The sequence below is a fragment of the Methylotenera sp. genome (genome assembly GCF_013141425.1).
In the GTDB taxonomy this organism is placed as follows: Bacteria; Pseudomonadota; Gammaproteobacteria; order Burkholderiales; family Methylophilaceae; genus Methylotenera.
This window is the reverse complement of record NZ_JABFRA010000079.1, coordinates 26,155-40,659: the sequence shown is the minus strand read 5'-3', so window position 1 is coordinate 40,659 and position 14,505 is coordinate 26,155. Positions and strand designations below refer to the sequence as shown.

At 42.8% G+C, this 14,505-nt stretch carries 14 protein-coding genes; 4 read left to right on the top strand and 10 right to left on the bottom strand.

The annotated features are described in order from the left end of the window. Positions 1-644: tyrosine--tRNA ligase (gene tyrS / locus HOO90_RS07345; RefSeq protein ID WP_292841560.1), on the bottom strand; the 644-nt coding region annotated here is incomplete at its 3' end. Positions 645-761: 117 nt separating this feature from the next. Between tyrS and HOO90_RS07340 the strand changes: the two genes are divergently transcribed. The 3 genes from HOO90_RS07340 to gltA all read left to right on the top strand — a co-directional run bounded on the left by HOO90_RS07340 (position 762) and on the right by gltA (position 4,722). Beyond that, on the top strand, positions 762-2,156 hold the full coding sequence (locus HOO90_RS07340; protein WP_292841557.1) for a M23 family metallopeptidase: 1,395 nt from the start codon (positions 762-764) through the stop codon (positions 2,154-2,156). Between the two features lie 48 nt (positions 2,157-2,204). Beyond that, complete coding sequence (locus tag HOO90_RS07335) at positions 2,205-3,317, top strand: anhydro-N-acetylmuramic acid kinase (protein ID WP_292841554.1); 1,113 nt, start codon at positions 2,205-2,207, stop codon at positions 3,315-3,317. Between the two features lie 109 nt (positions 3,318-3,426). Next, complete coding sequence (gene gltA / locus HOO90_RS07330; RefSeq protein WP_292841551.1) at positions 3,427-4,722, top strand: citrate synthase; 1,296 nt, start codon at positions 3,427-3,429, stop codon at positions 4,720-4,722. A gap of 62 nt (positions 4,723-4,784) precedes the next feature. Here the strand turns inward: gltA and erpA are convergent, their stop codons facing one another. The 6 genes from erpA to rplM all read right to left on the bottom strand — a co-directional run bounded on the left by erpA (position 4,785) and on the right by rplM (position 8,073). Then, complete coding sequence (gene erpA, locus HOO90_RS07325) at positions 4,785-5,156, bottom strand: iron-sulfur cluster insertion protein ErpA (RefSeq protein WP_292841548.1); 372 nt, start codon at positions 5,154-5,156, stop codon at positions 4,785-4,787. 59 nt (positions 5,157-5,215) lie between these two features. Continuing rightward, on the bottom strand, positions 5,216-5,626 hold the full coding sequence (locus tag HOO90_RS07320) for a polymer-forming cytoskeletal protein (protein WP_292841546.1): 411 nt from the start codon (positions 5,624-5,626) through the stop codon (positions 5,216-5,218). 59 nt (positions 5,627-5,685) lie between these two features. Beyond that, a complete protein-coding gene (locus tag HOO90_RS07315) occupies positions 5,686-6,045 on the bottom strand; it encodes a hypothetical protein (RefSeq protein ID WP_292841543.1) in 360 nt (119 codons plus the stop codon). An 18-nt stretch (positions 6,046-6,063) separates the two neighbouring features. After that, complete coding sequence (gene argC, locus HOO90_RS07310; RefSeq protein ID WP_292841540.1) at positions 6,064-7,131, bottom strand: N-acetyl-gamma-glutamyl-phosphate reductase; 1,068 nt, start codon at positions 7,129-7,131, stop codon at positions 6,064-6,066. Between the two features lie 109 nt (positions 7,132-7,240). Continuing rightward, positions 7,241-7,633, bottom strand: coding sequence for a 30S ribosomal protein S9 (gene rpsI / locus HOO90_RS07305; protein ID WP_292841537.1), 393 nt, complete (start codon positions 7,631-7,633; stop codon positions 7,241-7,243). Between the two features lie 11 nt (positions 7,634-7,644). After that, complete coding sequence (gene rplM / locus HOO90_RS07300; protein ID WP_292841534.1) at positions 7,645-8,073, bottom strand: 50S ribosomal protein L13; 429 nt, start codon at positions 8,071-8,073, stop codon at positions 7,645-7,647. A gap of 381 nt (positions 8,074-8,454) precedes the next feature. Here rplM and HOO90_RS07295 point away from each other — a divergent pair, with 381 nt between their 5' ends. Beyond that, entirely contained in the window at positions 8,455-10,803 is a 2,349-nt protein-coding gene (locus tag HOO90_RS07295; protein WP_292841531.1) for a hypothetical protein, read from the top strand. Here HOO90_RS07295 and ubiA read toward each other — a convergent pair whose 3' ends face one another. The 3 genes from ubiA to recG form a co-directional block, all read right to left on the bottom strand. Then, positions 10,804-11,685: a 4-hydroxybenzoate octaprenyltransferase gene (gene ubiA / locus HOO90_RS07290; RefSeq protein ID WP_292841528.1), complete on the bottom strand. Its 882-nt coding sequence runs from the start codon at positions 11,683-11,685 to the stop codon at positions 10,804-10,806. A 56-nt stretch (positions 11,686-11,741) separates the two neighbouring features. Beyond that, positions 11,742-12,320, bottom strand: coding sequence for a chorismate lyase (locus tag HOO90_RS07285; RefSeq protein ID WP_292841526.1), 579 nt, complete (start codon positions 12,318-12,320; stop codon positions 11,742-11,744). Between the two features lie 125 nt (positions 12,321-12,445). Continuing rightward, on the bottom strand, positions 12,446-14,485 hold the full coding sequence (gene recG, locus HOO90_RS07280) for an ATP-dependent DNA helicase RecG (protein ID WP_292841523.1): 2,040 nt from the start codon (positions 14,483-14,485) through the stop codon (positions 12,446-12,448). Between the last annotated feature and the right edge of the window lie 20 nt (positions 14,486-14,505).

Genomic DNA, 14,505 nt, shown 5'->3' with positions numbered 1-14,505 from the left:
GTGAGCACGCACTGTTGTGGTATGCCCGCTTGTTTTTGTAGCTCGCGCCCCATGAGCAAGTTAAATTTCTGGTCAGTACCACCAAGTTCAACATCGGCTTTTAGTGCAACTGAATCGTATCCTTGTAATAAGGGATATAAAAACTCGTGAATGGCAATTGGCTGATTACTTTTATATCTTTTTGAAAAATCATCACGCTCCAACATGCGCGCTACCGTATGACTGGCCGCCAGCTTGAGCATGCCTGCGGCGCCCAACTCTGTGAGCCATTTAGAGTTAAATACCACTTCAGTTTGTTCTGGCTTGAGGATCTTAAATACTTGTGCGGTGTATGACTTTGCATTTTCTTGCACTTGCTCCGCCGTCAGCGGCGGACGTGTAGCACTTTTGCCTGTTGGGTCACCAATCATGCCGGTAAAATCGCCAATTAAAAACAATACGTGGTGCCCAAGCTCCTGAAATTGGCGAAGTTTATTAATCAGCACAGTATGCCCCAAATGCAAGTCGGGCGCAGTTGGGTCAAAACCTGCCTTAATTCTAAGCGGCACGCCCTTCTTGAGCTTTTCTACTAATTCTGCTTCAATTAATAGCTCATCTGCTCCACGTTTTATCAATGCGAGTTGTTGATTAATGTCGATATTCACTTGGTTTTTATCCTTAAATCATTACTAAAAACATTAATAATTACAGTTTATTTACTTGTTCTGATTGAGTTTTCTGTTATTATCCACAACCGTACTAAACTTTATAGAGGTCAGCCCGTGGATATTAACGAGACTAATCAACATAACGCTAGTTTTAATTATTTTGCTAAAGAGAGCTTGAAAAAGGCTTCTGAGCAAAATGCTATTTTAGCGCAAATCGCTCATAAAACTGAGCGTAAGCTTAAATTGCGCTGGATTTTAGCAATTTCCTGTTTGCCTTTGTTTGGCATCTACACCGCTTTTGGTCTAGCGCCACAAACTATGATTGGCACAATTCAGACTGCCGCAGTGGTGGAAGAAATTACCTTGCCGCAAGCTGCTGATTCCACAACCACTATTGCTGAACAGAACTTCTGGTACAAAGAACACGTCCGCCGTGACGATACTTTTAATACTGTTTTATCACGCTTGAATATTCATAATCGTGAAGCCATTAACTTTATACATACTGATAGTGTTGCTAGTGAAATCACCAGCTCGTTAAGGCCGAGCCGCAACATTGAAGCGCAGACAGATAACGAGGGTAATTTAATCTCGCTGAAATACCAATTGGATTCTGATCAATTTATTGCTATCAAACAAACTGCTACAGGATATGAAGCAAGCAAGATCGTACAGAAATTTGAGAGTCGCCCGATATTAAAGTCGGCAGAAATTAGCAGTTCCTTATTTGGCGCTACTGATGCGGCCAATATTCCAGATTACATTGCAGTACAAATAGCAGAAATGTTTGAAAGTGAAATTGATTTCACCAAAGATTTACGCCGTGGCGACCACTTGAGTGTAATTTATGAGGGCAACTATAATCAGGGCGAATTATTGAAGACTGGTGATGTATTGGCCGCCGAATTCGTCAATAACGGCAAGATCTACCAAGCCATTGGTTACCGCGATGAATCTGGAAAAATGCAATATTACACGCCTGATGGAAAAAGCCTGCATAAATCGTTTTTGCGCTCGCCACTTGAGTTTTCACGCATTAGTTCAAGCTTTAGTTCAGGTCGATTCCACCCGATTTTACAACGCTTAAAAGCACATAAAGGGACAGATTTTGCCGCACCAACAGGCACACGAGTAAAAGCTTCGGGGGATGCCAAAGTGGATTTTGTTGGCGTAAAAGGTGGCTATGGCAATGTCGTCGTACTCAAACACGACAGCGGCATAAGCACGGTATATGGCCATTTATCACGCTTTGCGGCGGGCTTAAGTCGGGGAGATAAGGTGGTTCAGGGCGATATTATAGGCTACGTGGGCACCACAGGTATGTCTACTGGGCCACATTTGCATTATGAGTTTTTGGTGAACGGCGTGCACAGAGACCCCATGACCGTCGCCTTGCCAAAATCCTTCCCGATTACTGGGCAAGATAAAGTGGCGTTTGACGCAGTTAGCAGTCAACTAACCGCCCAAATTAAATTACTCGGTAATAGCAATATTGCTGCACTAGAATAAACACTAGCCAAATCAAGCTAAAAAAGTTCAAAACTTAAGTTCAAAACCATGGCTGGCGCACTTTACATCGGGCTGATGTCTGGCACCAGCCTTGATGGTGTGGATGTTGCACTTGTCTCATTTGACCAGGAAGCTTTAGATAGTGCACAAAAACCACATGTGCTACATACGTATTTTCTAGCATATCCCTCTGATTTACGCGCACAAATTTTAGCGCTACAACACCCCACAGAAAACGAGCTCGAAGTTACCGCCTTGACTGGTATTAGACTTGCGAGGTTATATGCAGATGCTGTGAATCAATTGCTAGCCATCGCTAAATTAGCTCCAAATGCGGTCTCTGCTATTGGTTGTCATGGGCAAACCATCCGACATCGACCTGAATTAGGCTTCACATTGCAAATTGGCAATCCTGCCTTACTTGCTGAACTTACTGGTATTAGCGTGATAGCCGACTTTAGAAGTCGTGACATTGCGGCTGGCGGGCAAGGTGCGCCTTTGGTACCCGCTTTTCATCAAGCTGTTTTTGCCGACCCGCAAGTTAGTCGTGCAATCATTAATATTGGTGGCATTGCAAATATCACCTATTTGGCAAGCAATGGTACAGTACTAGGTTTTGATTCTGGGCCTGGCAATATGTTACTAGACGCTTGGATAAAACAGCATAAAAATCAAAATTACGATGCGGGCGGTGCATGGGCAGCCACAGGAATAGTGTTGGATAGCTTGTTATTTAACATGCTGGCTGAACCTTACTTTTTGCTAGCGCCCCCGAAAAGCACGGGGCGGGATTTGTTTAATGACTTCTGGCTAAAACAACATTTGCTCTATCCACATTTACACCCGCAAGATGTCGCGCGCACTTTAGTTGCCCTAACAGCGCATAGCATTTACGGCGCACTTAAAACTTGTGGGGCTACTGACGAAGTTTATCTATGTGGTGGTGGGGCGCATAATACGCTACTTATAAATGATTTACAGCAGTTGCTTGGTACAACCAAACTTTCTACTTCGGATGAGCTTGGTATAGGTGTAGATTGGTTGGAAGCTGTTGCATTTGCATGGCTTGCTAAGCAATGTGTTAATCAACAACCAGCTAATCTACCTGAAGTCACTGGTGCCAAAGGCACACGGATATTAGGTGCCATCTATCAACATTAGCATTTACTGATGCGAATCTTCTTGTGATTTAGCTACATTTGATTAAGCAATTATGCAGATCAATAAAGTATAATTAATTTAAATTTAGACTAATCTACAAGGCGCCAACATGACAAAACCAACGAAAGCCACCCTTTCATTTGATAACGGTGCAACATCCATTGAATTGCCGATTCTGACTGGCAGTCTTGGCAATGATGTAATTGATATACGCAACCTTAGCAAACACAATATATTCACTTACGACCCTGGCTTCTTATCTACAGCTGCCTGTAACTCTAACATCACGTTTATCGATGGCGAAAAAGGCCTGTTATATTATCGCGGTTACCCGATTGAGCAGCTAGCTGAACACTGTAACTTCATGGAGGTTTCTTATCTGTTGCTGCATGGTGAGCTACCTAACGCTAAGCAAACTCAACAATTTACGGATACTATCAACGGCAGCACCATGTTGCATGACCAGCTGAGTAATATTTTTCGAGGATTTAGACGCGATGCACATCCAATGGCCGTTATGGTTGGTGTCGTGGGTTCACTTTCAGCCTTCTATTTTGATGCGATGGACATTCGTGATGCCAAACATCGTGAGATTTCTGCACATCGTTTATTAGCAAAAGTACCTACTATTGCAGCTTGGAGTTATAAATATAACTTGGGGCAGCCCTTTATGTACCCGCAAAATCATCTGAACTATGCTGAAAACTTCATGCACATGATGTTTGCGACACCTTGCGAAACTTATGTACCTAACCCAGTACTAGCCAAAGCGTTTGAACGCATTTTAATATTGCATGCCGACCATGAACAGAATGCTTCAACCAGTACTGTCCGTTTGGTAGGTTCAAGCGGTGCCAATCCGTACGCTTGCATTTCTGCAGGCATCGCCTCTTTATGGGGCCCTGCACATGGCGGAGCCAACGAGGCTACACTCAAAATGTTGGAAGAAATCGGTGACGTTTCCCGAATTGGCGAATTTATTAAGCGTGCTAAAGATAAAACGGACAGTTTCCGTTTGATGGGTTTTGGACATCGCGTCTATCGAAACATGGATCCTCGAGCGAAGATTATGCGCTCTACTTGTCACGAAGTTCTCGATGTACTTGGCCTGCACGATGACCCAATGTTTAAACTTGCAATGGAACTAGAAAAAATTGCCCTTGAAGACGAGTACTTTGTTTCTCGTAAACTTTATCCGAACGTGGACTTCTACAGCGGTATCGTAATGCGCGCAATGGGCATTCCAAACTCAATGTTTACAGCTATTTTTGCTTTAGCTAGAACTGCTGGTTGGATTGCACAATGGTCTGAAATGATTTCCGATGAAGAGCACAAAATAGGCCGACCAAGACAACTCTACAAAGGTGAGCTAAGACGGGATTTTGTGGAAATAGATAAGCGATAAAGCATGCTAGATAAAACAAAAAAGCCAAGCAGACGCTTGGCTTTTTAATTACTCAATAGAAACTAAACGGAGAAGGAAGAACCGCAACCACAAGTCGTCGTGGCTTGTGGGTTGCGAATCACGAATTGAGAACCTTGTAAGCTGTCGGTGTAATCAATTTCTGCACCCATCAAATACTGCAAACTCATCGGGTCAATCAACAATGTCACCGTATCTTTTTGCACTTGTGTATCATCTTCGTTCACTTCTTCTTCAAAAGTAAAGCCGTATTGAAAGCCCGAGCAACCGCCACCGCTTACAAATACGCGGAGCTTAAGATCTGGCGAACCTTCTTCCTCAATCAGCTCTTTCACTTTTTTAGCCGCATTATCGGTAAACACTAAGGGCGCAGGAATTTCTAAATCGTCAGTTTGAATCTCAGTTACAGCATTCATTTCGTACTCCTAAATTTCTTAATAAAATCATTATGCTACCGTGTAGCAGCAAGGTCAATCTAATCTTTAACAAGCTCTCGAATGCCTGTCTCATCTAATTCTTGAGGGTTATCACCCAAAAAAACCAATTTACCCTCTATCACCGCGCCTGTGTGCATTTCTAAGGATTTATAGTAAACGTCACCTGTAATACGCGCTTTGGATTGCAATTCGATAAACTGACCCGCTCTAACTGGACCAACGACTTTGCCATTAATGACTATTTTAGAAGCATTGACCTCGCCTTCAATACGTCCATGCTCGCTTAATATCAGAGTGCTTGGACTGGCATTTGGTTCACTAACATTACCACGTATTGCACCATCAACACGCAAACCACCTGAAAAATGAATGTCGCCTTCTAATCGGGTTTCTAGCCCAATTAGGGTATCGATGGTATTTTGAATCCGATTACTTCGCTTAAAAAACATTTTGTTTCCAATCCTAATCAGTTTGCTTGATGTATTTCATGCAATTTAGCTTAATGCACTTAATTCTTGTTGCCAACCATGTTTTTATAAAACAATAAATCTTCTTTAAGTTTAATATTTTCATCATGCACCAGCTTTAATTCCTCATTAAGATTTTTCTGTGAGGCTTGCTCAATCTTAATTTGCTGTTCTTGCTGTATAAGCTTGGTCTGATATCCCTGATTTTCAAGCGCTGCCTGCTTTAATTTTTCAGTTAAATTTTCACCGCCTGTAAATTGCCAATAAGCCGCCAAATAACCTATCAAAATAAAAAGCGCGGCCACTATCCACTGAAAATACCAAGGACGTTGTGAGCGAACCGCGACCTGTTTTGCAGTTAGACCAAAGTGCTTACGAATTTTTCTTCTTACGGGCTTCATTAAGAAATATTGACCACGTTATGGTAACAATGGCACAACTTCTAAACCAGTATTTTCTGGAAAATCGAACATGATGTTCATATTTTGAACCGCTTGCCCGGCTGCGCCTTTCACAAGGTTATCTTGCACCACAATTAAGGTTAAATAACCAGTATCACCTTGTTTATGAAGCGCAATTCTTATTTGATTCGAACCGCGTACTGAGCGCGTTTCTGGCAAAACTCCAGCTGGTAACACATCGACAAAACGCTCATGCTGATAACGCTGCTCATACAGCGCTTGCAAATCGAGGCCTTTCGCCTTATCAGACAGTTTAACGTAAATCGTTGACAACATGCCGCGTATCATTGGTATCAAATGCGGCACAAATATAAACTGCACCTCTGTACCTGCCAGCTTGGTTAGCTGGGCATGGATCTCAGGGTGATGGCGGTGTCCAGCTACAGCATAGGCTTTCATGTTGTCGCTGGCTTCGGCAAACAAAGTTGCGACTTCCGCTTTCCTACCTGCGCCTGAAACTCCAGATTTAGCATCCGCTACGATGGGTGCAGAAAAATCGATTAAGCCCTCCTCTAACAGTGGCGCCAGGCCGAGCAATACAGTGGTTGGGTAACAGCCTGGATTGCCAATCACTTTTGCGGATTTAATCTGCTCACGATAAAGTTCTGGAATTCCATAAACCGCATCACTCAGAATTGCTGGGCAGCTATGTGAGAGTTTGTACCATTTTTCAAAAATAGTTATATCTTGCAAACGAAAATCGGCGGCTAAATCGATCACCTTCACGTTAGATGCCAATAATACTTCCGCTTGACTCATGGCTACGCCATGTGGTGTCGCAAAAAATACAACATCGCACACAGTTAGATTTGCCTGTGCTGGATCGGTAAAATTTAAATCGACATAAGCACGTAAGCTGGGAAACATTTCCGCTACAGGCATACCCGCTTCACCGCGAGAGGTAATTGCAGTTAACGCAACATTAGGATGCATACTCAACAGACGCAATAGCTCTACACCTGTGTAACCAGTACCGCCTACAATACCCACTTTTAATTTTTTATTCGTCAATTTTTTATCACTCATTCGAGCATCATAACAAACTTAGCATAACAAAACCGCATGCAAACACCAAAACAAAAAAGGCCGCAAAAGCGACCTTTTCATACTCAACCGCCCAAAACTTATTAAAAGCTTAGCGTTTAGAGAATTGCTTACGGCGACGCGCTTTACGTAAACCAACTTTTTTACGTTCCACTTCACGTGCATCACGAGTAACGAAACCAGCGTGTGACAATGCACTTTTCAAGTTTGCATCAAAGTCAATCAATGCACGTGTAATGCCATGACGCACCGCACCTGCTTGACCAGATTCACCACCACCAATTACGTTTACTAAAATATCAAAACTAGTCAGGTTATTGGTTAATTCTAATGGCTGACGCAAAATCATACGTGCAGTTACACGTGAAAAATATTCATCAACGGGCTTGTCGTTAACTACGATGTTGCCTTTACCTGATTTCAAAAACACGCGCGCTACTGAACTTTTGCGGCGGCCTGTACCATAATTATATTTACCGATCATCTTTTGTACCCTTAGATTTTCAATGGTTGCGGTTGTTGTGCCGCATGTTCATGCTTATCGCCAGCATAAACTTTCATTTTTTTAATCATTGCATAACCTAAAGGACCTTTAGGCAACATACCTTTTACAGCTTTCTCTAATGCGCGACCTGGAAACTTGTCTTGCATCTTAGAGAACGTTGTTGTGCTGATACCACCTGGATAGCCAGAGTGACTGTGGTAAAGCTTACCGTCAGCTTTGTTACCAGTCACTTTTAACTTGTCGGCGTTAATCACGACAATATAATCACCTGTATCAACGTGAGGTGTGTAAATAGTTTTATGTTTACCGCGTAAACGGTGTGCAACTGCGCTAGCTAAACGGCCTAGAACTAAGTCTGTGGCATCAACCACAAACCAATCGCGCTTCACTTCATGTGATTTTGCTGAAAAGGTTTTCATCGTGTTACCAATACTGTGAGCTAAAAAAATTAAGAGGCGGATTTTATGCTGAAGCTTAGTACTTTGTCAAACAATATGTTGCGTATACGGACGAAATTTATCAAAAATTAAGATTATTGTTCTAGGCTTTCTAATATTCTTAGTTAAATAACATTTATTTACCTTATCGAACTAGCCACACAAGTAAACAATTGTAACCCTTTTGGGTGCTTACACCGCCATTAGTATATAGTTTTACAGGAGTTATGCTAGGATAATGAAAGTTAATTCAAGATAATATGAAAAGTTATTCTTTCTATATTGCATAATTGATTTTAGATACGCCTAAATATCGAGCAGATTCTGCATTAAAATTGGCCTTCATTTGGAATAAAGATTAAATTGAGATTTTTCGTACTTTTATCATTTTTGTTTTATGCAAACTTAAGTTTTGCCTTAGGCTTAGGCGATGCCCAACTTAAATCCAATCTCGGAGAGCGCTTTCTTGTCACGATTGATGTGATTGATCTTGAGCCGCCCATTGAATCCAGTTGTTTTAGTGCCCAAGATACGGCAGATGTGCCTGCGCTGAGAAAAGCAAAAGTCACACTAAAACATGTTAATGATAAACACCAGCTTACTATTACCAGTTCAGATGTGATTGCTGAACCAATTATTAATTTAAATGTAACTTTTCACTGCGAACCTAATTTAAGTCGTGAATACGTTTTACTGCTCGACCCAGCACCGCTGACTAGTAGCGAAAATAAAACTATTGATGCTAATAATGCTGCAAAAGAACCTGCTGGTATTGTTAATGATAATGCTAATTTGCAAACAATTGCCAACAGCCCCGAAAAACCAAAATCAAAAAAGCGCCCTAAAAAAAAGAACGCCGCCAGCCTTTCAGCAATCGATAAAAAATTACTAGAGGCTTACACGGGCAAGCAAAATGTCAGCGCTGCATACGTAAGCAGCAATGCACTTTCTGAAAATCATGCCGCGGAAAATAAAACCAGCCAAACTGGAATTAAAAAGGCAGCAAGCGATAAACCTTTTTTAGTAATTTCCGGTGGTAGCGCAAAATCCAACGCCGATAAACAGAACCTCTCTTTACGCCTTGCTACTGAAATTGATTTCTCCCGGCCAGAAGCTGATTTTGCGCCTACAGCTACGACTGATGCGCTAGATGAAGTCACCGTCATGGCAAACCGTTTGTCACATCTGGAAAAACAAATTGCCACATTACAAACGCGAAATGCTCAACTTTTATCAGATGCTGAAAAAGCAAAATCGGAAAACGCCAAAACTGACTGGTTGCTAATTTTTGAAATCGGACTAGGTATACTTTTAAGCTTAATTGCTGCGGAATTCTTACGCCGCAAATTAACCAATAGACGAGCCAACGATCAAGACTCCTGGTTTGAAACCAAACGATTTGATGTGGATAAACCAACTTCAGATTCCAATCAATCCAAATTATTTTCCAAAACCTCAGAAAATTTACTTGAAGAGGACGCCGAAGAAGCTTCTGCCTTCTCTAACTCCAGTTATTCCCTAGTAACAAGTCAATCGGATATTTCTGCAAACAAAAACACCGCGCCTCCTGAAAAAGAAGAGCATGTCAGCATTATTGACGATGCAGATGTATTCATTGAGCATGGCCGGCCAGCGCTAGCCATTCAATTACTGCAAAATCATCTCAGTGATTCACCCGCTGAATCCCCTGCTGTCTGGCTTAAATTACTCAATCTTATCTCTCACGAAGGCACAGAAGCTGAATATGATGCGGCTGTTGTGGAGTGCAACAAGCACTTCAATATTAAAGCCGCCAAGTTTGGTAGCACCTCCGAAAAAGACGATTCATCCATTGAAGATTACCCGCATATCATCACTCGTTTAGAAGGCGTGTGGGGCTCACCTTACGCCGTAGGTTTTCTTAACGATTTAATTAACAACAAACGCTCGCAACCTAGAGAAGGCTTGAACCAAGGGGCTTTTGAAGATTTATTTTTCTTAAAGAATATTGCTAAAAATCTGGAATACGCAAATCCTTCTGTCTATAAAACAACTTCCAATTCTCCTACCGTCACGAATCCCTCGATCGCGAATACTGTTTTTAATGATGCCTTATTTTCTGACATTGACCCTGTAGATGCGGCTGACATAAGCGATGAATTTAACAGTGCAGAAACTGTACAAAAAAATAGCCTGATTGATAACACTTTAGAATTTGAAGTGGCGCCTAAACTTGAATCATCAGGCTCAAGTAGCCAACCAGTTGCATTTAAAAAAGAGGTGACCAAGGCTAGCTTTGACATCGAAGCTGCACCTTATCTAGGTGACAGCGCTTATGAAGTCAGCGTGATTGAAGATGACGAAGTTACTGCACCCGCATTTAATCTTTCGCCACAGCCTGCCAACCCTGAAATTGCTAGCACTGGGTTTGATAACAGCTTTAAAGTACAAGAAATTGACTTCAGCATTCCTGCTGAAAAAGTTGAATATGCCACTACAAAAAAAGCGACTGATAAAAATATAGATCTAGAGTTCTCGCTCGATTTTCCGTTCGAAAATACGCCAATCGAACAGAGGGCGGCTGAAGATACAACAAAAAAAGACCAAAAAGAGAACTCTGTTCAAAGCAAACCAAAAGCTAAAACGAAGGCAAAACCCATCGCTAACAAGGCAACTGAATCAAATGAAATTGAGTGGGATTTGCCTGAAATAAGTCCTAAAAAAGATAAATAATCAAGAATTGTACTGAATTAAATATTGTGTAGCTAAACCCGCAAACACTACAAAACCAAACCAAGTGTTGTGTAAAAAAGCTTGGAAGCATTTAGCTTTATTACGCGTCTGAATCAAATAATAATCAAATGCCGCTATTGTTGCGGCAATAATGAGCCCGCCATAATAGGCATAGCTGAATGCGAGCCGAGCGCCTACAATCGCCAGTAACAATAATGTAATGGCATAACAAGCCATTACAGCCAATACATCAAACCGACCAAAGGTAATCGCTGAAGATTTAATACCAATCTTTAAATCATCATCACGGTCTACTATGGCATATTCGGTATCATACGCAATCGCCCAAAACACATTCGCCAACAACAAAATCCAAGCCTCTGTCGGAATTTCCCCTGTAATTGCGGCAAACGCCATGGGAATACCAGCACCAAAAGCAATGCCCAAATAGGCCTGTGGAATTACAAAAAAACGTTTGGTTAATGGATAAGTAGCCGCCAACAACAAAGCTATGAAAGATAATTTAATGGTCAGCGCATTCAGCGTACACACCAAGCCAAACGCCACAAAACTCAGCACTAGCGTCAAAATATAAGCCTCTTTTTTGCTCACTTCCTGCGTTGCTAAGGGGCGATTTTTTGTGCGTTCCACTAAGCCATCAAATTTGCTATCTGCAATATCATTCATTACGCAACCCGCGCTACGCATCAACACCGTGCCTGTGACAAATATTAAGACAATAATCCAGTCGGGCTTGCCGTGGCCAGCGATCAGTAACGCCCATAGCGTTGGCCATAGCAGCAATAAAATACCGATTGGCTTATCTAAACGCATTAAGCGCTCATAGGCATCTAGTTTATTAGTGATGTTTTGTATATTCATAAGTAAATGCCTAACTCTCCCTCGTCATTCCCGCTTAGGCCAGAATAACGGGGCGTTTAATTTTGCACCGCATCTTCAAGTAGCAGTTGAGGTAAAAACACCTCAGTCACCATAATATTAGCGCAATTTAAACTGAAAATAGAACGCCGCGCCCATAAGTAACTGGGTTTCTTCACCTCAGACTTTTGCGTTAAATGCTGGGTTGCGTGTTTGTAAAGCGCGTGGTTTGGCGTGAGTTTTTTAAAACTTAATGACGTACGCTTTACTTTTGGATTTGCAAACAATGTCGCCCCAAGCGGTTTATTGCCTAGTCTGCCAAGTCCATTCCATGCGCCTCGCAGACTAGCTCTAGGTAGCACGCTATGCGCAAACACGACTGACTGATTGTCACCCATGAGTAACACTTCACGTATTAAAGCGGTTTTATAGCTTGCTTGATGCAGCAAAACCGCTTCATCTTGAATGGGTTTAGCGTAGTTGACGGCAAGCGGTATTACAGCAAAATTTTTATAACGATGTTGCAAAAGTGCCGTGAGCGAACCATTGTCAATCAACCAAGATTGCACTTGGTTTGCTTGAATAGGCTTATTTAGCCAGCGCAGACGTGGGCTTATCGGGTTTTGTTTGATTTTCACGTGAGAATTATCGCATAAATGAGATGCCCTGCGAGCCAATATCCCAGGGCACCTTCTCTCAAACTCACTCTATGAGTTTGATTCACCTTGTATCCATGCGGGTCGCAGGGCAGGTGTTTTTAGCACTAAACCTTAACCAATTCATCGGCACGGCCCATCCATCGCTGTAAATGCTGCTCCACCGCAGATGGATATTGCTGAATCAAACTATCTGCCATGTTTTTAGCCGCATTCAACAAATCCACATCCCGATTCAAGTCAGCGATTTTTAGCATCGGTACACCACTTTGCCGCACGCCTAAAAATTCACCTGGGCCGCGTAAGTTCAGGTCAGCTTGGGCAATAGCGAAGCCATCGTTACTTTCATAAATCACTTTTAGTCGCGCTCTTGCTGTTTCTGAAAGCTTGTTTTGATAAAGTAGGATGCAGGTACTTTTTGCGGCGCCACGGCCTACGCGCCCTCGTAACTGATGCAGTTGACTCAGCCCCATGCGTTCGGCGTGTTCTATGACCATTAAACTGGCATTGGGCACGTCTACGCCAACCTCAATCACCGTGGTTGCCACTAGCAATTGCGTTTCACCCGCGCTGAAGGCTGCCATCACGGCCTGTTTTTCGGCTGGCTTCATGCGGCCATGCACTAGCCCTATATTTAATTCAGGAAATTCGTTTTGCATTAGCGCGTAAGTGTCGTTAGCCGTTGCTAATTGCAAAGCTTCCGACTCTTCAATCAACGGGCAAACCCAATAGGCTTGGTTGCCTAGCGCACAGGCTTCGCGCACGCGTTGCAGAATTTCATCTCGGCGAACGTCGGAGATTAACTTGGTCACAATTGGTGTGCGGCCAGGGGGCAACTCATCTATTACCGAAACATCTAAATCGGCGTAATAACTCATGGATAAAGTGCGTGGAATCGGCGTAGCAGTCATCATTAGTTGATGCGGCTCTGGCTGACCTTTTTGTCGTAAGGCCAAACGTTGCTGCACACCAAAGCGATGTTGCTCATCAATAATGGCTAAGCCTAGTTTTTTAAACTGCACCGCTTCTTGAAAAAGGGCGTGCGTGCCAACCACGAGCTGCGCGGTTCCATCTGCAATGGATTGCAAAGCGGCTTCCCGGTCTTTTTTAGGTTGGCTACCGGTGAGCCAGGCAATCTGAATATTCAGTGGGTTTAGCCAGCTTATCATTTTGCGAAAATGCTGTTCTGCCAAAATTTCGGTAGGCGCCATCAGCGCCACTTGCCAGCCGCTTTCGATACTTTGCAATGCCGCCATACACGCGACGATGGTTTTACCGCTACCCACGTCACCCTGCAATAAACGTTGCATAGGATGCGGTTGTGTTAAATCGCTCTGAATTTCTAAGGCAACTTTTTGCTGCGCTTGTGTTAAAGCAAACGGCAGGCTTTTGAGTAAGGCAGAAACTAACTGTTTGGATTGCTGAAACTGCGGCGCATCAACACTGCGTCGGCGCGCATAATGTTTGCGCATGGAAAGTTGCTGGGCAAGCAATTCATCAAAAACAAGCCGTTGCCATTCTGGGGTGGTTTTATCTTCTAAGCCTTGTAAATCAGCATCTGGCGCTGGGTTATGTAAGGCTTTTAAACTTGCGGCAAAACTTGGAAAGTGAAACTGCTGATACACACTTGATGGCAATGTTTCACCCAGTATGTTTTGATTCAAAGCAACAGCGATGGCTTTACGCAAGCTCGCCTGCGTAAGCCCTGCAATTGTCGGATAGATTGGGGTTAAAGTTTCAGCGACCGTGGTCTTTTCGCCTATTGTTTTACAGGTAGGATGCACCATCTCGTAACCAAAAAAACCATTGCGTACTTCGCCGTAAACGCGCAACTTGTTACCCACTTTAAGTGCAGCAATTTGACTTGGGTAAAAATGCAAAAAACGTAATGTCAGCTGCCCACTTGCATCTTCAAGTCTGGCAATTAACGCTTTGCGTGGCTTATAACTGACTTCTGCATGAATGATTTCACCCTCTACCTGCGCAGGTTCGCCTAACCGCAAGTCACGTACCAAAGTCATGTGTGTTTCGTCTATATAACGGAGGGGAAGGTGCAGAAGCAAAGCCTGAACAGTGTGAATACCCAGTTTATTTAGATTTGCAAGTAAAGGCTTGCTGAATGACTTTATTTCAGAGAGATTTGCCACAAGTTAAACTGATTACTAGA